The sequence below is a fragment of the Metabacillus niabensis genome, from assembly GCF_020524345.1.
GTDB classification, from domain to species: Bacteria; Bacillota; Bacilli; order Bacillales; family Bacillaceae; genus Metabacillus; species Metabacillus niabensis_B.
On the sequence record NZ_JAIVLH010000024.1, the window covers coordinates 59,233 to 79,998 of the forward strand.

18 protein-coding genes and 1 pseudogene are annotated in these 20,766 nt (G+C 35.6%); 4 read left to right on the plus strand and 15 right to left on the minus strand.

Annotated elements, in window-relative coordinates; translation table 11 throughout:
* Positions 1-71: 71 nt before the first annotated feature.
* The 11 genes and pseudogenes from LC095_RS21945 to glcT form a co-directional block, all read right to left on the minus strand.
* Positions 72-1,877 (minus strand): PAS domain S-box protein, encoded by a 1,806-nt coding sequence (locus LC095_RS21945; protein WP_226530205.1) that lies wholly within the window; start codon positions 1,875-1,877, stop codon positions 72-74.
* Positions 1,878-2,117: 240 nt separating this feature from the next.
* Positions 2,118-2,294: a hypothetical protein gene (locus LC095_RS21950; RefSeq protein ID WP_226530206.1), complete on the minus strand. Its 177-nt coding sequence runs from the start codon at positions 2,292-2,294 to the stop codon at positions 2,118-2,120.
* A 97-nt stretch (positions 2,295-2,391) separates the two neighbouring features.
* Positions 2,392-4,488 carry a peptidoglycan D,D-transpeptidase FtsI family protein gene (locus LC095_RS21955; protein WP_226530207.1) on the minus strand — a complete coding sequence of 699 codons (2,097 nt, stop codon included), beginning with the start codon at positions 4,486-4,488 and terminating at the stop codon, positions 2,392-2,394.
* Positions 4,489-4,722: 234 nt separating this feature from the next.
* Positions 4,723-5,613 (minus strand): annotated as a pseudogene (locus tag LC095_RS21960) (NAD(P)-dependent oxidoreductase); the annotation flags it as partial.
* Between the two features lie 41 nt (positions 5,614-5,654).
* Positions 5,655-6,443 carry an SDR family oxidoreductase gene (locus LC095_RS21965; protein WP_226530208.1) on the minus strand — a complete coding sequence of 263 codons (789 nt, stop codon included), beginning with the start codon at positions 6,441-6,443 and terminating at the stop codon, positions 5,655-5,657.
* Between the two features lie 142 nt (positions 6,444-6,585).
* Positions 6,586-7,614, minus strand: a complete 1,029-nt coding sequence (gene splB / locus LC095_RS21970; protein ID WP_226530209.1) for a spore photoproduct lyase — start codon at positions 7,612-7,614, stop codon at positions 6,586-6,588.
* 96 nt (positions 7,615-7,710) lie between these two features.
* Positions 7,711-7,947: a transcriptional regulator SplA domain-containing protein gene (locus LC095_RS21975; protein ID WP_226530210.1), complete on the minus strand. Its 237-nt coding sequence runs from the start codon at positions 7,945-7,947 to the stop codon at positions 7,711-7,713.
* A gap of 96 nt (positions 7,948-8,043) precedes the next feature.
* Positions 8,044-9,765: a phosphoenolpyruvate--protein phosphotransferase gene (ptsP, locus tag LC095_RS21980; RefSeq protein WP_226530211.1), complete on the minus strand. Its 1,722-nt coding sequence runs from the start codon at positions 9,763-9,765 to the stop codon at positions 8,044-8,046.
* The gene (locus LC095_RS21985; protein ID WP_226530212.1) at positions 9,765-10,031 is read right to left on the minus strand and encodes a phosphocarrier protein HPr; all 267 of its coding nucleotides are present in this window, start codon (positions 10,029-10,031) and stop codon (positions 9,765-9,767) included. Before LC095_RS21985 ends, ptsP begins: the two co-directional genes overlap by 1 nt.
* 96 nt (positions 10,032-10,127) lie before the next feature.
* Entirely contained in the window at positions 10,128-12,233 is a 2,106-nt protein-coding gene (ptsG, locus tag LC095_RS21990; protein ID WP_226530213.1) for a glucose-specific PTS transporter subunit IIBC, read from the minus strand.
* 234 nt (positions 12,234-12,467) lie between these two features.
* On the minus strand, positions 12,468-13,307 hold the full coding sequence (gene glcT, locus LC095_RS21995; RefSeq protein ID WP_226530214.1) for a glucose PTS transporter transcription antiterminator GlcT: 840 nt from the start codon (positions 13,305-13,307) through the stop codon (positions 12,468-12,470).
* A gap of 263 nt (positions 13,308-13,570) precedes the next feature.
* Here glcT and LC095_RS22000 point away from each other — a divergent pair, with 263 nt between their 5' ends.
* Complete coding sequence (locus LC095_RS22000) at positions 13,571-13,993, plus strand: hypothetical protein (RefSeq protein WP_226530215.1); 423 nt, start codon at positions 13,571-13,573, stop codon at positions 13,991-13,993.
* 338 nt (positions 13,994-14,331) lie between these two features.
* On the opposite strand, the gene LC095_RS22005 is transcribed toward LC095_RS22000, so the two are convergent.
* Positions 14,332-14,601 (minus strand): hypothetical protein, encoded by a 270-nt coding sequence (locus LC095_RS22005; RefSeq protein ID WP_226530216.1) that lies wholly within the window; start codon positions 14,599-14,601, stop codon positions 14,332-14,334.
* A gap of 170 nt (positions 14,602-14,771) precedes the next feature.
* Here LC095_RS22005 and LC095_RS22010 point away from each other — a divergent pair, with 170 nt between their 5' ends.
* Entirely contained in the window at positions 14,772-14,987 is a 216-nt protein-coding gene (locus LC095_RS22010) for a WYL domain-containing protein (protein ID WP_226530217.1), read from the plus strand.
* Positions 14,988-15,324: 337 nt separating this feature from the next.
* Here LC095_RS22010 and pfkA read toward each other — a convergent pair whose 3' ends face one another.
* The 3 genes from pfkA to LC095_RS22025 form a co-directional block, all read right to left on the minus strand.
* Entirely contained in the window at positions 15,325-16,284 is a 960-nt protein-coding gene (gene pfkA, locus LC095_RS22015; RefSeq protein ID WP_226530218.1) for a 6-phosphofructokinase, read from the minus strand.
* 308 nt (positions 16,285-16,592) lie between these two features.
* On the minus strand, positions 16,593-17,300 hold the full coding sequence (locus LC095_RS22020; RefSeq protein WP_226530219.1) for a thermonuclease family protein: 708 nt from the start codon (positions 17,298-17,300) through the stop codon (positions 16,593-16,595).
* Between the two features lie 12 nt (positions 17,301-17,312).
* On the minus strand, positions 17,313-18,413 hold the full coding sequence (locus tag LC095_RS22025; protein WP_226530220.1) for a M24 family metallopeptidase: 1,101 nt from the start codon (positions 18,411-18,413) through the stop codon (positions 17,313-17,315).
* A gap of 286 nt (positions 18,414-18,699) precedes the next feature.
* Between LC095_RS22025 and LC095_RS22030 the strand changes: the two genes are divergently transcribed.
* Both LC095_RS22030 and LC095_RS22035 read left to right on the plus strand, forming a co-directional pair.
* Positions 18,700-20,211, plus strand: coding sequence for a phytoene desaturase family protein (locus LC095_RS22030; RefSeq protein ID WP_226530221.1), 1,512 nt, complete (start codon positions 18,700-18,702; stop codon positions 20,209-20,211).
* A gap of 187 nt (positions 20,212-20,398) precedes the next feature.
* A complete protein-coding gene (locus LC095_RS22035) occupies positions 20,399-20,620 on the plus strand; it encodes a hypothetical protein (RefSeq protein WP_226530222.1) in 222 nt (73 codons plus the stop codon).
* Positions 20,621-20,766 lie beyond the last annotated feature (146 nt).

Below are 20,766 nucleotides of genomic sequence, written 5' to 3' on the forward strand. Positions count from 1 at the left end.
GTTCGTTTTCAATCAACCGTTAACTTTCTGAAACAGCGGCACTTGCCGTTGTTTCAGCTTAACGAAAAATTTTATCCACATGGCAATATAATTGTAAATATACTTCCTTTTCCTACTTCACTTTCCACGTACATATTACCGCTATGGTTTTCAATTATTTTATATGTAATCATTAAACCTAAACCATTTCCCTTTTCCTTCGTCGTTAAGAAAGGTTCACCTATTCTCTCAAGAAATTCAGGAGGAATCCCTTCTCCTTCATCCTTTACAATAATTTTAACAGAGTGGTTGATTTTCTCTGTCAATACTTTTACTTTACCTCCTTTAGGCATAGCATCTATTGCATTTTTAAACAAATTAATAAATACTTGTTTTAATTGATTTTCATCGCAATTGATTTGCAATTCCGGGAAAGAATGCTCTTGTAAGATTGAAACATTATTCATATTCCCTTGTGTTTCTAGTAGAATCGCAACGTCATTGAGTAATGTGACCAAATCCGTTTTGGTAAATTTTGTTTCCTGTGGCTTTGCTAACATAAGAAGCTCACTTAATATCATTTCGATTCGATTGAGCTCTGAAAAAATGATATGAAAATATTGACTATGATTAGAAATATCTGGTTGCATGATTTGCAAAAATCCTTTGATGGATGTTAATGGATTACGAATTTCATGTGCAATACCTGCCGCCAACTGCCCTGCAATAGATAATTTTTCAGATCTAATCATTAACTCTTCTGTTTTTTTTCGGTAAGAAATATCACGCAGAATCACTTGAACGGCCTTTTCCCCGTAGTAGGTTGTAGGAATGCATACCATCTCCGTATAAATGGTTGTTTCTTTTGAAATTAACCATGATTGCTTTGTTAGTTGTACATCTGACGTTCCGTCTAATATATGTTTTAAAGAATTTCTCATTGTCTGATGATCGTTTGGATGTAAATATTCATAAATATTTCGTCCCAACATATCTGGATAATCTTCTGCCTTAAAAAGCTTCACACCTGATTCATTCATAAACACCCATTTATCTTTATGAATAACTGCTATTGTGTCGATTGAATTATCAATGAGCCTTTGATATCTTTCTCTACTTTTTTGGAGAATCTTTTGAAAGTTCCTTCTAGAGGAAATGTCATTCATAACTACCAGCTCTGCTGAGGCCCCTTTATATTTCGTTAGCGAGGCCATTATCTCAAGATTGATTTCACGGCCATCTAACGTGTGCCAAGTTTCTTCAATAATACCGATTTTCTCCCCTTTGTATAATCGATATTCTCTATTTTTTATGACATCATGATATCCTTTATCCGTAAAATCAAAAGTATGTTTCCCAATTAGTTGTTCCTTTGAAGCTGCCCCTAATAAGTCCTGAAATGCTTGATTGACAAAACAAAGCTTTCCCTTCTGTGATATGAAAACAGGTGTAGGCAAATCTTCCAGTAGTATACGGTCTTGGCTCACAAATTCTTTATCATTCAATTTGGTTAAGTCTTTCTGTTTACGGTCAGTCAAACAGGTAGCTGCTTTGGTTAATAATCTCATTTTGAGGATGATTTCCTGCTGAACACCTTTAACTTTGCTGCGGATAAAGTCAAGGTCAGCTTCAAACCAGACATATTTACCTGATTTAGTAAAAAACCGGAATGAACAAGGATGAAGATGATGCTCATTAAAAAAGTAACTTTCAACTAAAAATAAATCCTCAATATGTAAAAATTCCTTCATGTACTTACCGATCAGTTCAGAACTTGAATAGCCCAGTAATTCTAATGAATTGGATGAAATATATTGAAAGCGGCCATTTGAAGAGACAACAGCATAAAGTTCTAAAGACTGACTCACTTCCTCTTGACGTACTAAGCCTCTTTCCATTCGTTCTCCCACCTTTTTCGTGACCTCTATACTAGTTCATAAGTTTTATATAACGAACAAACGTCTCGATTATTTAACCTAAATAATTCTACTTCTATAGTAAAAAATCCTTTTTTGGACCCGTATGTTTCTTTAAAATAAGTTTACATTGTTCTGTAAGTTTGTCAATCTATCAAATTTCATTATTCTATTCTTTTTTTGCAAAGATCATAAGAAAAAACTTGGCTTTTCGCCAAGTTTTTAGCCTTTATATTCCCCGTTATTTTTTGACGCTTTTTCTTTTTTAGCTTTATCTTTATGAATTTTATTTGCAGCAGCACTACCAAATTCATGGCTGAATTCCGAATCAAGTACACTGGAATCAAAGCCTTTTTTATTTTTTTGTTGTGGATCATTTTTTTTCGTTCGTTTTGCCATTTTTCTTCACTCCTTTCACACGATTAACCTTATTTTGCGATAGGAAGAATGAATTATGTGATAAATAAATTTCCATAAATAGCAAAAGAAGAGGGGATTATTCCTCTTCTTTTGCTATTTTTTCCGGATCAATTTCGGTAGTGGTGACATATTTCTTTTGTAGGTCTATATAAGCCTTAATAATTTTGTTAGCTATGTGTTTGTTTACAGGATCTGTGTCATTACTTGCCCATGGTACAACAACACTAAAGGCTATTTCTGGATTATCAGCTGGATAATAACCCACAAAATTCAAATTATTTGTTTTCTTTCCCCAATATTCACGTCTAGGTCCATAGTAATTTGTCTGTGATGTTCCAGTTTTACCTGCTGCATCATACTCAATGTATCTTGAAGCAGTACCGCGAGCTGATTGAACAACCATTTTAAACCCTTGTTGAACACGTTCAATCTCTTCAGAGGTATTGTTTACACGATTTAGTACTGTTGGAGACTTATCTACTGCAATTGGTCCTAGTGTCGATTCTTCAACAGGAGTATGGATACTTGTAACGATTCTTGGTTGAATACGTGAACCCCCGTTTGCGATAACAGACACATATTGGGCCAATTGAAGCGGTGTATACGTATCGAACTGTCCAATCGCAATGTCCAGAAGCTTACCGGCAGCATCAGGAGTACTTATTAAGCCCGCTGATTCCTGTGGCAAATCGATACCCGTCGGAACACCTAAGCCAAATTGTGAAAAATAATTACGAAGCTTTTGGAAGTCTTCAGTAGAAACATTTAATGGTCCGTTTTTAACATAGTTTACACCAGCTATATCTAAAGCAACACGAAACATATATACATTTGATGAACGTTGTAAAGCAGTCAAATCGGTCATATATCCTAGATTACTATACGAGCCCTTTGGTGGAGTTCCTTTAAAATATAGCTTTGTATCATAAAACCCTTGCCCAATAGGCAATCCATTTTGATAACCAGCTAGCACTGTTGCTCCCTTAACAGTTGACCCTGCCTCATACTGAGTAGCAAAGGCTCCATAAGCAAAGTCAAGCATTTCTCCACTTCGGTCTTCGGGATCAAGCATCTTTCCAGCCATTGCTAATACATCACCTTGATACGGATCCATCATCACGACAAACGCCCGATCCATTAGAAAGTGACTTCTACTGGCTTTGCGGAGCTCTTCTTCAATGATTTTTTCTACTTCCATCTGCAATTCCATATCAAATGAAAGCTTTAAATCATATCCACGTTGTCCTTCTTCAACAACTTGTTCGGAAACAATATTCCCATTATTATCGGAAATATATTCAATTTTTGCTTTTTTAGGATTTAGATAATCTTCATATTGATATTCAAGATAACTTTTTCCTACACGTTCATTTCTTGCATATCCTCTTGCATTGTAATAATCCTGACGTGATTGAAGAATACCCTGTTCAGCTGAAGTTACTCCACCGAAAATCGTTTGTAAGGAAGCATATGGGTATTCACGTCCCCAGTCCGTAATAACATCAACTCCAGGAAGCTGTTCTAAATGTTCAGCAACAAGCGCAACCTCATCATCTGTTAAATTTAGCGATTTTACAACTTGTGGTTCATATTGGTAGCCTGACGAAAAACGTGTGTAAATATAAGCTAACTCCATATCTTCCAAGCTGTTCTCTATTTTATTAATTTCAGCTTTCGGAACACGTTCTACTTGTAGCTTATAGGTTTCAGATGGTTTTAGCTCCAATTCACTTTCGGTTAATAATTCCTTTGCTTTTGTTGGATTTGAAGCTAACCAAAAATCACGAATATCTCGTTCTTTAAGCTCTTCTTCTAAGTATTCGGGCTCATAGCTAATATACTCTGCAAGCTTAACAGCCGTATTGATTTTGTCTTCTGCTTTAGTCGTCTTATCAACGGTATAGGTAATCGCCGGCACCCTTTTGTTATCAACAACAACACGATTGTACCTATCATACATTTTCCCCCGCGGAGCAGGCAGACTTGCGTAATCTGATTCAGTCTTTGAAACTTCCTTCGAAAATTCTTCCCCTTGAACAATTTGAACGACTCCTAATCGAACAATTAAAGCAACAAATAACAGGAAAACAACAAAAAAGAACACATTGGTCCTTATGTACCTTGATTTTCTCAGCTTTCGCTGTTCGGATTTACTTGTGTTTTGTTCTGTCAAAGAACTCCCTCCTATCTAATGTTTTTTCTATATAAAAAAATGATTTGTAAAATTAGGCTACCCTTTATTTTACCACTAAAAAGCACGAAGAGATAGATTGCTTTATGACATTCATGTGAAAGACAAAAAGTGAAATGAATATAAAAGGCTGTCCATTTTTTGGACAACCTCATATGTTTAGACGACATTATTATATGAAAAGTTTCATAAAATGATACTATTTGTGTTTTTTCTTCAAATTTCTTCCCATAATTTCACTAAAGCTTGTGTACCTTTATCTTCAAAACCAGCTTCAGCCAGTTTCTCGTACAATTGATGTGCAAGATCCAATCCAGGAGTATAAAGGTTCATTGTATTTGATTCATCAAGTGCAATGCCCATATCTTTTATAAAGTGCTTGATAAAGAAACCAGGTTCAAAATCATCTGCCAACATACGTGGTGCGAGATTGCTCAATGACCAACTTCCTGCTGCACCTGTTGTAATACTTTTCAGTACATTTTCAGGTTTCAGTCCTGATTTTTTCGCGTAAGAAATAGCCTCACAAACACCGATCATACCTGAAGCGATAGCAATTTGGTTACACATTTTTGTATGTTGACCAGATCCAGCTTCTCCTTGATAGACAATGTTTTGCCCCATCTTTTCAAATAGAGGAAGACAGGTATCAAAAGCTTCTTTATCACCGCCAACCATAATCGTTAACCGCGCTTCTTTAGCTCCTATATCTCCTCCAGATACAGGGGCGTCGAGAGAATATAGATCTTTTAATTTAGCTTGTTCATATATCGTTTTAGCTAACGAAGGTTGTGAGGTTGTCATATCGATAATATATGTACCAGGTTTTGCTGAGGAAACAATCCCATTTTCTCCCAAATATACTTCTTCCACATCTTTTGGGTAGCCAATCATGGTAATAATGACTTCACATTCATTAGCCAATCCACTAATAGAATCTATCCAAACGGCCCCTAAATTTATAAGATCTTCAGCTTTTTTCTTTGTTCTTGTATAAACACTTAGAGGATAACCTGCCTGTAATATATGTTTAGCCATGCTTTGCCCCATAACACCTAATCCAATAAATCCAACCTTTTGTTTCATCAGTAACTCCTCCTTAATTTTTTTACTCTGTAACTTGTTTTGTGAGGGTTGATTCCAAAAAGTTAAATTGAATTCACCATACCTCCATCAATTAAGAAGGTTTGACCAGTCATAAAACTATTATGATCAGACAAAAGAAATGCAACATAATTTGCGAATTCCTCTGGTAAACCATATCTTCCCAAAGGAATCGTTTGTCTCATTTTATCTTCTATTTCCTCTTTTGAAACCCCATTATTTTTTGCTGCTGTTTCATCTAGAAACGCTACCCGGTCTGTTGCAATTCGGCCTGGTGCCACCGTATTTATTAGTATTTGATATGGAGCAAGTTCTGAAGCCAATGTTTTAGATAAACCAATTATCCCAGTTCGAAATGTATTTGATAAAATAAGACCGGGAATAGGCTCTTTTACTGATGAAGAGGCGATATTGACAATTTTGCCACCATTCTGTTTCATGTGAGGTAAAACCGCTCTAATTATCCGAATATAACTAAGAAGGTTTAATTCAAACGAATGCTGCCAATCTTCATCTGTCATTTCCTCAAATGTACCTGCAGGTGGCCCTCCCGCATTATTAACTAAAAGATCAATGGATCCCAGATCGGTAACTGTTTTTGCAACCAGTTTTTCGATTTCCAGCTTGTTTTTGATATCACATGTTTGATAAATGATACGAGCATGACTTTTTTTACTTTCAAGCTCTGCTTTTATCTTCTCCAATTTTGCCTGGTCACGGCTGGATATCATGACATTAGCGCCTTGCTCAAACAATTTTTCAGCTATTGCCTTACCTAAACCTTGGCTCGAAGCGATTACTAAGGCATTTTTACCTTTTAGATTAAGATCCATTTTTTTCACCTCTTATGTATAATAAATTTATTTTATCATTTCATGTATTGAGTGATAAAGTGAGACTACTTCCTTCAGTAGATGATGTACTGCCCGTTAAAGATTAAACAAAAACTCCCATCTTTTGATGAGAGTATAGGCTTTACGTAAAATATTCAACTTTTGCTGTAGGAAAATAATGATCAACATAATCTTCAAGTGTTTCTCGAAGTTCCTGCTCCTGATCTTTTGGGTAAATATATTTTCCGATTCCATACCTGCCCCATTTATATCTTCTCTCCTCTTCTTTTAACTCCAGCTTTGTTTTAGGATAATTTTTTTGTATCACTCTTTTAGCCGGTTTAGTGAAACGATGCTGAATCATCTCAAACGTGATATCATCTCGAACCTCTTTTGGCAGGGAAGTATCGAGTTTTTCAAATAACACTTTGTATCCTTCTTGCCATCCTTCGTGAACATATATTGGAGCAACTATAAACCCTAAGGGATATCCGGCTTTTGCTACTTTCACAGCAGCTTCAATACGCATATCCAGCGGCGATGTTCCAGGTTCAAAATTTTTAATAACATAGTCAGCATTTATACTAAAACGAAATCTGGTTTTGCCATTATGTTTTGCATCTAACAGATGGTCTACATGATGAAACTTCGTCACAAATCTAAGTCTTCCCATATCGGTTTGTCCAAAAAATTCGATGGCAGACTTTAGTGAATGTGTAAGGTGGTCAATTCCGACTATATCTGATGTACACGAAGCTTCAAATCGTGTGACTTCAGGTGATCGCTCCTCCATATAATTTTGAGCTTGTTCAAGGATTTCATCTACATTTACATATGTGCGAATATACGGTTTACTTCCCATTGTTGTTTGTAAGTAACAATAATGACAATGCCCCATACAGCCAGTGGCTAATGGAATGGCATATTCTGCTGAAGGTTTTGAGCTATCAAATTCCAATGTCTTTCTTACCCCAACGACAAGAGTTGATTTTGCATTCCTATATTGTTGTAAGTGATTCTTACCAGGTATATTACGAACCTGGTTATGTGAAGTCGTTTCCCGAATTTCCAATCCCATCTTCTCAAATTTTTCTTTCAATTCAACACCACGGGGATATTCCAAAGCTCTTGGTTCTATATAAACTAATTGTGGAACAAACGGTTTAATCATGATTGTACCTTCCTTTGTTAAAAGTCACTAGAAAGAACTATACATCATTAAAATTTGCATTTCGTTCCACCCTTAGTCTTAAAAATAATTTCCTATTTAATCATACGTTTCATAATCGAATAATTGGTTATACAATTCCTCTGCGTCTTCAAACCTGGAAAAAACAGCATCATCCTCTGTAAGCGGATGGTATGCATCATGAAGAAACAGAGCAAGCTTTTTGTTGTTATGAGGATGTTCTACTATCTCTGCTTTTTCAATATTCGCTACATTGACAGCATGGGGATTTCTGTAAATGACATAAACCTCTTCCCCTACTCTAAAATTATTCATTATAGCACCTTCCTTCATTTGATAAAGGTAGTTTTCCCTTTTGATATATAAATACGCAAAAAGGACAGGCATTTTCAGCCCGTCCTTCTTTAGACATTAATCTATTTGAAATGTTTCTTTTACAAATGCTATAACTTCTTCTGTAGTATCCATAGATAATACAGTTTCTTTAATGCTTTGAGCTTGTTCTTTTGATAATCCTTTAATTTGTGTACGTGCCGGAAGTATTGATGTTGCACTCATAGAGAATTCATCAAGACCTAGTCCAAGTAATAAAGGAATTGCGATTGGATCGCCTGCCATCTCACCACACATACCAGCCCATTTCCCTTCTTTATGAGCAGCTTCAATAACCATTGAAACAAGACGTAAAATTGCAGGACTATATGGTTGGTATAAGTATGAGACACGCTCGTTCATACGATCGGCTGCCATTGTGTACTGAATTAAATCATTTGTTCCGATACTGAAGAAGTCTACTTCTTTTGCAAATTGGCTTGCCATAACGGCAGTTGAAGGAATTTCAACCATGATACCAATTTCAATTGAATCAGATACTTGAACTCCACTTGCAACCAGCTTTTCTTTTTCCTCTAAAAGAATGGCTTTTGCTTCTCTAAATTCAGATAGCGTCGCAATCATAGGGAACATGATTTTTAAGTTTCCGTAGCTGCTAGCACGTAGTAGCGCACGTAATTGAGTACGGAAGATATCTTGTTCCTCTAAGCATAAACGAATTGCTCTAAAGCCTAAGAATGGGTTCATTTCTTTAGGAAGATGTAAGTATGGTAATTCTTTGTCGCCACCGATGTCTAACGTACGAACAACAACCGGCTTATCTCCCATTCTTTCAAGAACTGTTTTGTATGCTTCGTATTGCTCCTCTTCAGTTGGAAGTTGATCTCTTCCCATGTATAAGAATTCAGTACGATAAAGTCCTACTCCTTCTCCACCGTTTTCTAATACACCTTTTACATCATCAGGAGTTCCGATGTTTGCTGCAAGCTCAACGTGTTGACCATCTTTTGAAATAGTCGGTTCGTTAACAAGCTTTGCCCATTCAGCTTTTTGGGCTTCGAATTTTGCTTTTTTCTCTTCGTATTGTGCAATTACATCTGATGATGGATTGATAATGACATCACCATCAAGCCCATCTACAATAACCATTACGCCATTCTCAATAGAAGAAGTTGCCTGCTTCGTACCAACAACCGCAGGAATTTCCATTGATCTTGCCATAATAGCTGAATGTGATGTACGACCACCAATGTCAGTTGTAAAACCTTTTACAAATTGACGGTTTAACTGAGCTGTGTCAGAAGGTGTTAAATCTTCAGCAATGATCACAACTTCTTCTGAAATTAAGCTAGGATTAGGAATCTGAACACCTAACAAATGAGCGATAACACGTTTTGTTACATCACGGATATCTGCTGCGCGCTCCTTCATATATTCATTGTCCATTGATTCAAACATTGAAACGAACATGTCTGCTGTTTCTTTCATAGCAGATTCTGCATTTACACCATCTGTATCAATTTTATCCTTTACAGGATTTAATAACTCGGGATCACTTAAAACTAATAAGTGAGCAGCAAAAATCTCTGCTTTATCTGCACCTAATTCACGGTTAGCATGCTCTTTAATTTTTTCAAGCTCAGATTTTGATGTAGCAATTGCCGCTTCAAATCTGCTTTTCTCTGCTTCTTTATCTGTTACAGTTTTTTGTTCTATCTTTAATTCTGGTTCTTCTAAGCGGTATGCCTTTGCAATTGCAATACCTGCAGAAGCTCCAATCCCTTTAAGGTTAGTACTCATTATTCGCCTAGCCCTTCATTTTTAAATGTTTCTGCTAATCCTGCAACTGCCTCTTCCGCATCTGAACCAGCAGCAATAATTTTAATTTGAGATCCTTTTGGAATACCTAAAGACATAACACCCATAATTGATTTTAAGTTAACACTTTTACCATTATATTCTAAGTTAACATCTGAATCGTATTTGCTAGCAGCCTGTACTAAAACTGTTGCCGGACGTGCGTGAATTCCTGAATCTGCTGTTACTGTGAATGTTCTTTCTGCCATTTTCATCAATCTCCTTTAAAATTCAACATTTTTTCAAGTTTTTATTTTATCAGCCACACTAGTCAAATGACAAGTGTGGCATCTTTTTTAATCAAATTAATCTTCAATTGAAATAACATCAGCATCTTTTGCCGTTACATTACCTTGGGCTTGAAGCTTAATTGATTGACCATCTTTTAGGTTTGTAAATACGATTGGTGTCATTACAGATGGTGCATTACTCTTTACAAAATCAAGATTTACTTCAAGAATTTTTTGACCTTGTTCTACAACGTCACCTTCCTGAACAAACGCTTCAAAACCTTCACCTTTTAAGTTCACTGTATCGATACCAAAGTGGATTAGTATTTCTTTCCCACCATCAGATTGAATCCCAATTGCGTGTTTAGTTGGGAATACATTTAGAATTTTACCATTTACAGGTGAAACAACCGTTCCATTTGAAGGTAAGATAGCAAAACCATCACCCATCATTTTCCCAGAGAAAACTTGGTCAGGAACTTCTGTAATTTCTTTTATTTCTCCAGTAAGTGGCGCTACAAATGTTTCATTAACAACTTCATTTTTAATTCCGTCAGCAACCACATCTTCCACTTGCTCCTGAACTTCCTGTTCTTGTGAATGTGTTCCTGTTGCTTTTGGACGTTTCCCGGACATAACGTCTTGGATTTGAGTTTTTAAGTTGTCCGATTTAGGACCAAAAATAGCTTGAATATTGTTACCAACTTCAAGTACACCTGAAGCACCTAATTTTTTCAGGCGATCCTTATCAACGTTTTTACTATCATTAACTGTTACACGTAAACGAGTAATACAAGCATCTAAGTGTTTTATATTTCCTGATCCGCCTAAAGACTCTAAAACTTGTGATGGCAAATCACCAGTAGATGGTTTTACTTGACCTTGATCAGAAGTCTCGACATCTGCCGCTTCACGACCAGGTGTGGCAAGATTCCATTTACGGATGGCAAAACGGAACCCAAAATAATAAATGACTGCTAGTACCAACCCTACTGGAATTACATACCACCAGTTTGTTTGAGGATTTAATACACCGAATAGTAAAAAGTCAATTAATCCTCCGGAGAACGTCATCCCAATTTTTACATCAAGGATGTGCATAACCATAAATGATAACCCAGCAAATAAAGCATGGATACCAAATAACACTGGTGCAACGAATAAGAAAGAGAATTCAAGTGGTTCTGTAATACCAGTTAAGAAAGAAGTTAATGCAGCTGAGCCCATCAAACCTGCAACAACCTTTTTGTTTTCTGGTTTTGCTTCATGATATATTGCAAGAGCAGCAGCCGGTAAACCGAACATCATGAATGGGAATTTACCTGTCATGAATGTACCTGCTGTTAAGTCTTGAACTCCGTCACGAATTTGCGCAAAGAATATTGTTTGGTCACCACGAACAGTCTCACCAGCAGCATTCACATAACTGCCGAATTCAAACCAAAATGGTGAATAGAAAATATGGTGTAAACCAAATGGAATTAGTGAACGCTCGATGATCCCGAAAATAAGGGCAGCCAATGTTCTATTTGCGTCTAAAAGATTTGTTGAGAATGCATTCAACCCTGTTTGAATCGGAGGCCATACAAAGTACATCGCGATCCCTAATAGTACTGTAGAGGCAGCAGTTACAATTGGAACAAATCGTTTTCCTGCAAAGAATCCTAAATATGAAGGTAATTCAATTGTAAAGAAACGATTGTACATTGCAGCAGCAATAATACCAACAATAATACCTCCAAATACCCCTGTTTGAAGGGTTGGTATACCTAAAACATTTCCGTAAGCAGCTCCATTATTAGCTAAAAAGTCGGTAAGTTCCTGTCCACCTTCTGGAATAGTCCCTACTCCTTTTAGAATACTGCTCATGGTAATATTCATTATTAAGTAACCAATTAACGCTGCGATACCCGCAACTCCATCTCCGTTAGCTAGACCGATGGCAACCCCAACGGCAAATAATACTGGGAGATTTGAGAATACAATATTCCCCGCGTTTTCCATTACACTCGCAATTAACACAACCCAATCAGCTGTTAAGAATGGAGCTAAATCAGTTAGTGTTGGATTTTGGAGCGCATTACCTAATGCAAGTAATAATCCAGCAGCAGGTAGTAATGCAACTGGTAACATTAGGGCACGTCCAACTTTTTGCAGGACGCCAAATGCATTTTTAAACATAAAACAACCTCCTATTTCATTACATATTTGCTTAATAAAAGTCTCTTGAAGCCAAAAACACCCTTAATATTAACCGTTTACAATCTCCCTACAGTGAGGTATCAAATACAAAAAAGGCATGGTGAACATGGTTTTCATCAGCTATTAGGTATAGTTCCCCAAAATAGCAAATAAAAACACTTTGTTCACTCATGCCTGATCGAATCAGTAACACGTGAATAATATCGGTTACAATTATATATTTGTTAAGCGGTATAAGTGCATTGTTAAATAAACTGCTTCAGCTTCATAAACAGGTTTTTGTAACACCTGTTGCATCACTTTTATCATTTTCCAAGAAGTATTGTAGCATAAGGGATATTCCTTTTTCAACAAAAAAGATAATTTTTCTGGTTCTGATACAGTTTCACCAGCGTTAACTCTTTCTATCGTGTAACGAAGATGACGAATTAATCTTAGATAATTCACACTGTCCCGGTCCACTTTCACCTTAAGTGAATCCTCAATAACCTCAGTTAAACGGCTTATTAATTGTGAATATTGATTGACTTCAGATAATGGTTTATTAGAAATGGAGCTATGAATATGAAGAGCAATAAAACCTATTTCACCTTCCGGCAAGTCAACAGATAACGACTTATTTAAAAACTGTATAACTTCTGTTGCCAGCTCATATTCAAAAGGATAAAGAGATTTCGTTTCTAACAAAAAGGGATTTTTCAAATCCATCCCTTGTTGCAAACGCTTTAAAGCAAAAGTTATGTGATCGGTAAGTGCGATATGGATATGTTCATTAAGTGGCTTTTCCACTCGCTCAAAAATATACCGAATAGCATCTTGAACAACTTCGAGCATGTCTTCGTCAATGTCTGATAATAACATTTTATATTGCTCTTGTTCTTTTTGGTTTGTAAGCACAAACATTTTTTCATAGCTCTGCTCTTGAATAATGTCACCATTCTTCTTACCAAAACTTATACCTTTACCGATTAAAACCACTTCTCCGTAAGAGTCATGTGAAGCGATTAATACATTGTTATTTAATGTTTTTTTTATTTTAAAGGACTCCTTCACGAAATCCACAACTCCTTTACATTCAATCTTACATATCGTACAAAAGTTAAGCATGGACGTCAATGAATTTGTCGATTTTTGTAACAAAGAATTATTATAGTGAGTTAGATACAATGAAAAAATTTTTTTCGATATAACTTTACAGCTGTTAAATACTAGTTAATATGAGTAGGGTTCCGCTATACCGTACATTTATTTAGGAATAAATTCAAAAGCTGGGGGAAGCTATAAAAGAGGTGACAAACATGCGAAAATCAATAATCATGATTCAGCTATTTTTTTTCATAGCATTTATGACATTACACCACGTTCAAGCTGCAGATCAACCCGTCGTAAAAGTGCTAGATATAGAGTCTAATTCTGTTATTCTTGAGAAAGAAAACTCAGTATTATTTGACCGTGAAGTTCAAAAAGCAATAAAAGGAATTAAAAATATTACAATTCAAGCCAGCCCTCTTCCTAAAAAAGGGTATCTCATTAAAGTTCCTTTAACCAATTCAGTAAAAGTAAAAAATAAATGGTTTGATGACTTTATTACAGAGGCATTAATTATTTATAATGTAGAGGATAAAACCCAGCATAGGCTTATTTTGTATAATGATGAAAACACCCCTGTCTTTTTTGACATCTTTTTTGAATTCACAACCCTATCTAAAGAATTAAATTTAGAAATGAACAGTGAATAAGGTACAAAGATACTGCTACATCTTCCACTTTGTGTTATAATTAAATCCGAATTGACCGTGGATGTTGCCGCATCCACAGTCTGCAGTTTCTTATTGGACCTAATCTTGTGACATAAGTAGACCTCTTTCATAGGGTCTATTTTTTTTGTGAGAAGGCTAAAATAGCGATAATTAATGAGGCGAATGTAAACATTGAAATTAAACTTTCATAAATCGTCAACAAGCATCACCTCCTTCCAGAAGGGGCTTGTTCGATCCTCATGAAACTGCAACCTAATTGTACCATACCACGCCTAAAATTAGAACACACGTTCTTACTTTAGTAATATTAGCCTACATCATACTCTTTTGATCACCACTTTTGGCTTTTTTACTTCATCTATTATGTTTGAAGCAATTTTTACTTTTGCTAAAATTCCTTTTAGCATTTCATCGTCGTCTGCATTTTTATTTAGATATATTTCTGAAAAGTCTTGAATAGCACTAGCTAATAATTCAACTGCCCTTTCCTGTTCACTTTCTTTTATTCCTTTATTATCTTTTACATAAAGTCTAATTATTTCATTGGTTATCTCCTTAATTCTCCTAGCTTTTTCGGTCGTTGTCATTCTCTCTCCCCCATCCATATCAATATACTTTTTCACGGATTGCTAATACTCATCATACGCTATTCAATGTTCAATTATGGCAGAAAAAAACCAGAATAAACGTTCGCGTTTGTGGATAAAAGAATATATGTTCGTATATAATATTAATGAATACATTGGAGGTGGAGGAAATGAATAATTTTTTTACACAGAGTCTGGAGCAAAACCATCCGATCACGATTATTTATCTTGCTAAGGATCGTTCAATTACTCAGAGAAAAATCATCGTAAAGAAAGTCACACCAAACAGATTAGTTGCATACTGTTTACTTCGCAGGCAAATAAGGACGTTTTCAATTGATCATATTTTATCAGCAGGAACCCAAACATCATCAAAAGCTGTATAACCTTATACTGATTACTTCGACATGTAGCCTTTTTTCCTCATTTTATATTTTCAATAACTTGTCTATAGGTTTTACCCTGTGTTATTTGGGTAATACATAATTGAGCGCGTTACTATTGACATTACCTTTAACAAACACACCTAGACGCATAAACACGTGGCGCGGCCTAGGAGCCGCAACGATATAAGAGAGGCAGGGCTTATATCATAAAGCGTCAATAAATTTTCATTAAAACATTCCTCCATTTACATAGGAATTTAAAACACCAAAAGAGGCTGGTCAGTACGTTAAAAATCAACGTACTTGTCAGCCTCTATCCAACAATTAACAAATTGTCTTATATGGACAGCTCTTTAGAAAGCGTGTACACATCTTCTTGGATTGGATCCCTTTTCTTTAAAATTTCAGTAATATCATGATCTACAATTTCCTGTTTTTGCATTCCAATTGCCCTACCCGATTTACCTTCCAGTAAAAGTTCTATCGCTCTTGCTCCTAATCTAGATGCTAATACACGATCAAAGCAGGTTGGAGTTCCTCCTCGTTGAATATGTCCTAAAACAGAAATCCTTGTTTCCAATTGATAATTATTCAATAATTCTGCTGCAAGCTCACTTGCGGAACAAACGCCTTCAGCCAACACAATGATGGAATGTTTTTTTCCTCTCTCAATTCCTTTTTTCAGCTTTGCAACTATATCTTGAATTTCATACGTTTTTTCAGGGATAATGATTGACTCCGCTCCTACAGCTAAACCAGAAAACAAGGCAATATCCCCGGCGTGTCGTCCCATTACTTCAATAATAAACGTACGATCATGAGATGTAGCAGTATCTCTTATTTTATCAATACTATTAATTACAGTATTTAACGCCGTATCATATCCAATGGTATAATCTGTTCCCGGTATATCGTTATCAATTGTTCCAGGCAAACCTACACAAGGGAACCCTTTATCTGATAACTTCGCAGCTCCTCGATATGAGCCGTCACCACCGATTACAACAAGTCCCTCAATTCTTAGCTCTTTTAACTGTTTAATTGCTTTATATTGTGATTCATCCTTTTTAAATTCCTCAGATCTAGCAGAGTATAAAATCGTGCCACCTCTGTGGATAATATCACCTACTGATCCAAGTTCCAGCTTTTTCATCTTTCCTTCCATTAAACCAGCGTATCCTTGATAAACCCCATATACCTCTAACCCCTCATGAATACCTTTTCTTACTACAGCCCTGATTGCAGCATTCATCCCTGGTGAATCTCCACCACTTGTTAGAACAGCTATTCTCTTCAAGTAAATCCCTCCATTCTAAGAACCATTTATATATATCCAGAAAGAAACAAATAAGCCTTAGTTATAAATCTAGTTTTATTTCATTTTCAATAAATATATTCACCATCACGGAATGTATCTATAACTTTTTCACCAAATAATTCCTCTTTATAGATTTTCCTATTTTTCTTTTTCTAATCAAAAGTCTACTTTTAAACGATTCGCAACCATAATGATAACTTGTTTAAATCATTGATATAAAGTAATGTAATCAAACTTTAGTACATAAAAAAGGTGACAAGAACGTTTTAAACGCTCTTGTCACCTTTTTATCTTTTCACTGGACGATAGCCTGCTTCTACCGCTTCTTTTTCTGTACAAAATAATTCTTCAGGCTTTGTCACATTGTAGGAAGGAGATTGCACTGTATGATAAATCTTTTCTCCTTTTGAATTTATGTTTCCTTTAATTGTACAACCAGAATTAACTGTATCGTCATTTACAACTTGTGTTTTATCTTGAAAGCCTTTGTCTGAGGCATAGTTTTCAAGACTCCAAATCCCTACTTGTTCATTTTGGGCTTGTTTTTGAATTTCATTAAATTCATCAATATATTTTGTATTTGGTTCAAACACATACGCCACCCTAGCTAACCCTTTTTCCAATAATCGTTTATTGATCATCTGATTATCATGATAAACATATGCGAGCAAACGTCCATACTTGTCTCTTTCTCCTATACCAAGTTCAACTTGTATTTCTTCACCATTTAATTTTTCTTTCATATAATTGCTTGCTTCAGGTCCGAATGGCTGGACCTCCTTTGATGGATGAACTGTTTCAGGTGTGTCTACTAGCAACAGTCTAATTGTTTCCTTCTTTCCACTAATCATGACGTGAAGTGTATCTCCATCTACCACTTTTGTTACTTCTGCATCCAATAAGGTTGAATTTGTTTGTTCACTTCCACAACCAATTATAAGAGTAAAAGGTAAAACGATAAGGAAAAAACTGTATAATCTTTTTATTTTTATCATTATCAATAACTATTACCTATTTATAACGGTAAACTCTTTCGGAAATTTTGTTAATGTTTCATAGCCTTGTTCTGTAATAACTACATCATCTTCAATCCTCACGCCACCAATTTTAGGTAAATAGATTCCCGGTTCAATTGTATACACCATTCCAACTTTTATACATTCATCATTTGTAAAACTCATGGAAGGATACTCATGAACATTGATTCCTAACCCATGACCTAGACGGTGTGGAAAATGCTCACCAAATCCTGCTTCTTCTATTATATTTCTCGCAATGGTATCTAAATCACCAATTCTAGTTCCCACTTTACTTGCTTCTAATGCAGCCATTTGCGCTTTAAGTACAGTGTCATAAATGTTTTTTTGTTCTTCAGTAGCTTTTTTAAAAACAACAGTTCTTGTAATATCTGAACAATATCCATCCAACACAACTCCAAGATCGAACAGAACAAAATCCCCTTCTTTTAACACTCTTAGTCCTGGGTTTCCATGAGGATCACCAGATTTTTCTCCGAATAAAACCATGGTAGAAAAAGACATCTCACGGATACCTTTTTTCTTTAATTCATACTCAATTGTTGCTAAAACTTCCATTTCGGTGACACCTGTTTGTAAGGCATCTATTCCCACTTGTACTCCAAAGTCTGCAAGCCTGGCTGCTTCCCTCATGATTTTTATTTCATCATTATCTTTTATTAAACGAAGTTGGTTTAATTTTTCTTCTGCTGACACAATTTGAGGATGACCAGTCATTTCAAGTAATTCTTCTGCACGACTGTAGGATGTCACATCTTTTTCGATGGCAACTTTTTGAATAGAAACTTGACGCTGCTTTAAGGCGCTTGCAATTAAATTCCAAGGATTTTCGTGGTCACTATATCCTATCACTTCAAATGACCATCCTGCAGCCCTCGCCTGGTTCACTTCCATATTTGGACAAACAAAAAGTGGATCCTGCTCTTTAAATAGAAAAACCCCCATTAAACGTTCGTGTGGGTCTGTATAAAACTGTGTGAAATAGAATACATTCTCCTTTGATTGAACGAAACACAAATCGATATCTTGATCTTGTAACCACTCCATTACTTTATCTAAACGCTTATTCATACTGTCACTACCCTTCAAAAAACTTCATTTTTTATCATAACAATGAGTAGTAAAAAGTCAATCGAACAACATAAAAACGATTCAATCTTCTCATATAGACTTTTAAACAAAAGGAAGATTAACGCTATCTGCATACATTTTTCACTCGTCAAAGAAAGAATAAATCCTTATATTGTTATGAATGTAGAAATGGTGGATAGAATGGAAGGCAATAGAAACATATTTAAACTCAAAAACGATGATTATTTTTGAAATAAATCAAATGAAAAGCAGGAGGTTATAGGACTTGGAAAAGAAAGTTGTCATTATAGGTGGCGGTCTTGGTGGTATGTCTGCAGGCATTCGTCTTGCCGCAGATAATTATGATGTTACTATTTTGGAAAAAGGCGGACGTCTTGGCGGTAAATTAAATAAGCGTGGAGGTATGGGGTATACCTTTGATATTGGTCCCACCATTTTAACGATGCCATGGGTGCTTGAACAACTTTTTCATCATGTAAACAGAAATCTTTCTGACTACATCCATATAAAAAGAATTGAACCTCAATGGAAGACTTTTTTTGAAGATGGAACTGTTATAGATTTAACATGCGATATTCCGGAATTAATTAAACAACTGGAATCTGTTTCAAAAGATGATGCCAATGAAGTTTTTAGCTATTTAAACTATTGCAGCAAAATGTATGAATATAGTTTAAAAAGTTTCTATAAAAAGAGTCTCACCGGTTTAACCGACTTACGATCCATGCATAGTGTAAAGGAGCTCCTATCTATGGATCCACTGAAAACGATAAGCCAAGGGACGAAAAGATTCTTTAAAAACAAAAAGCTTCAACAATTATTTAACACGTTTACCATGTATATCGGTTCTTCTCCATATCATGCACCAGCCTTCTTATCTCAATTAGCTCATATACAATTAGGTCTAGGTATTTATTATGTAGAAGGCGGTATGTTTCAAATTGCCGACGCTATGTCCAGAGTGTTGCATGAATTAGAAGCAAATATACACCTAAACGCGCGAGTAAAAAGAATTTTAACCTCTGGAACCAAAGCTATTGGAGTTGAATTGGAAAATGGAATTGTCATTGACGCTGACCTTGTTATTTCTAATTTAGAAGTTATCCCTACATACATGACTTTATTGAAGGATTCTTTGAACAGTAAACAACTTAAGCAGGAGGAAGAGAAATTCCCTCCGACAGTGTCAGGTTTCGCTTTATTGCTCGGTATAAAAAAGCCATATCATAACCTTACACACCATAACTTTTTCTTTTCAGATAATCCCGATAAAGAATTCGATCAAATCTTCAATAAGGGTGTTCCAGCAGATGATCCTACAATATATGTTGGTATTTCCTCGAAATCTGATCAATCCCAAGCACCTCAGGGAAAGGAAAACTTCTTTGTTTTAACACATGTACCACCATTAAGCGAAGGAGATTGTTGGGAGAACAAAAAAGAAAAGTATCGCAAACTTATTTATGATAAGCTTGAACGAATGGGTCTAAAGGAACTGAAAAATAACATCGAGTTTGAGTACACTCTAACACCAAATGATTTTAAAAATTTATACGGGTCAAATGGAGGATCTATGTACGGTGTTGTCTCAGATCGCAAAAAAAATGGCGGTTTTAAATTTCCAAGCGAAAGTACACTACTAGAAAATCTATACTTTGTTGGAGGTTCTACCCACCCTGGAGGAGGAGTTCCCAATGTCACTCTCTCAGGTCAATTAACTGCCGATCTTATCCTTTCTAAAGATATTAAATCCAATCTAAAAAAAGAAATAAGCTAACCCTCTTACTATTATTGTCATAGGACTTTAATAGAACTTCAACTTTTAAAACATCGGAGTTTAAGGAAGGATTTCATCAAATAAAATTGTAATCTGTTTTTAACAATTCGTTGATACTACAAAAGTTCTTTTTCTTGTATAATAATCCTATAAAGCAATCTTTCTTCCTATTAAGGAGTTGTTCTTTGTGCTTCAATGGGTAAACCGTCATTTAATTTTAGTACTTTGTATTATAGGGATTCTTTCTCCAGTTGTAGGTATGATGTTAATAGATATCTTTTACTTTAGTACGATCGTCGGGTGGATCATTGGCTTTTGTTGCTTCGTTACATCCTATATCATCCTTAGCAAACGCCCTGATGAAGAAGAAATTTCCGTACAAACTTCAGAAGAGACCATTAAAATGTAGCACTAAAAAGAGAGATATCTCAGATATCTCTCAGCTTGTAGAGAAAGTGGGTGTTTTTCTCTACAAGCTTTTTTATTTTCTTAAAATGTTCTTATAAAGATTAATAAATTTCCTAAGATAACCAAAGAAAAAGCTTCTCACACACC

What these genes read in the sequence shown, in the direction of transcription:
- LC095_RS21945 (WP_226530205.1), bottom strand. Translation starts at nt 1,877, where the DNA reads ATGGAAAGAGGCTTAGTACGTCAAGAGGAAGTGAGTCAGTCTTTAGAA.
- LC095_RS21950 (WP_226530206.1), bottom strand. Translation starts at nt 2,294, where the DNA reads ATGGCAAAACGAACGAAAAAAAATGATCCACAACAAAAAAATAAAAAA.
- LC095_RS21965 (WP_226530208.1), bottom strand. Translation starts at nt 6,443, where the DNA reads ATGGATCTTAATCTAAAAGGTAAAAATGCCTTAGTAATCGCTTCGAGC.
- splB (WP_226530209.1), bottom strand. Translation starts at nt 7,614, where the DNA reads ATGATTAAACCGTTTGTTCCACAATTAGTTTATATAGAACCAAGAGCT.
- LC095_RS21975 (WP_226530210.1), bottom strand. Translation starts at nt 7,947, where the DNA reads ATGAATAATTTTAGAGTAGGGGAAGAGGTTTATGTCATTTACAGAAAT.
- ptsP (WP_226530211.1), bottom strand. Translation starts at nt 9,765, where the DNA reads ATGAGTACTAACCTTAAAGGGATTGGAGCTTCTGCAGGTATTGCAATT.
- LC095_RS21985 (WP_226530212.1), bottom strand. Translation starts at nt 10,031, where the DNA reads ATGGCAGAAAGAACATTCACAGTAACAGCAGATTCAGGAATTCACGCA.
- ptsG (WP_226530213.1), bottom strand. Translation starts at nt 12,233, where the DNA reads ATGTTTAAAAATGCATTTGGCGTCCTGCAAAAAGTTGGACGTGCCCTA.
- LC095_RS22000 (WP_226530215.1), top strand. Translation starts at nt 13,571, where the DNA reads ATGATTCAGCTATTTTTTTTCATAGCATTTATGACATTACACCACGTT.
- LC095_RS22005 (WP_226530216.1), bottom strand. Translation starts at nt 14,601, where the DNA reads ATGACAACGACCGAAAAAGCTAGGAGAATTAAGGAGATAACCAATGAA.
- LC095_RS22010 (WP_226530217.1), top strand. Translation starts at nt 14,772, where the DNA reads ATGAATAATTTTTTTACACAGAGTCTGGAGCAAAACCATCCGATCACG.
- LC095_RS22020 (WP_226530219.1), bottom strand. Translation starts at nt 17,300, where the DNA reads ATGATAAAAATAAAAAGATTATACAGTTTTTTCCTTATCGTTTTACCT.
- LC095_RS22025 (WP_226530220.1), bottom strand. Translation starts at nt 18,413, where the DNA reads ATGAATAAGCGTTTAGATAAAGTAATGGAGTGGTTACAAGATCAAGAT.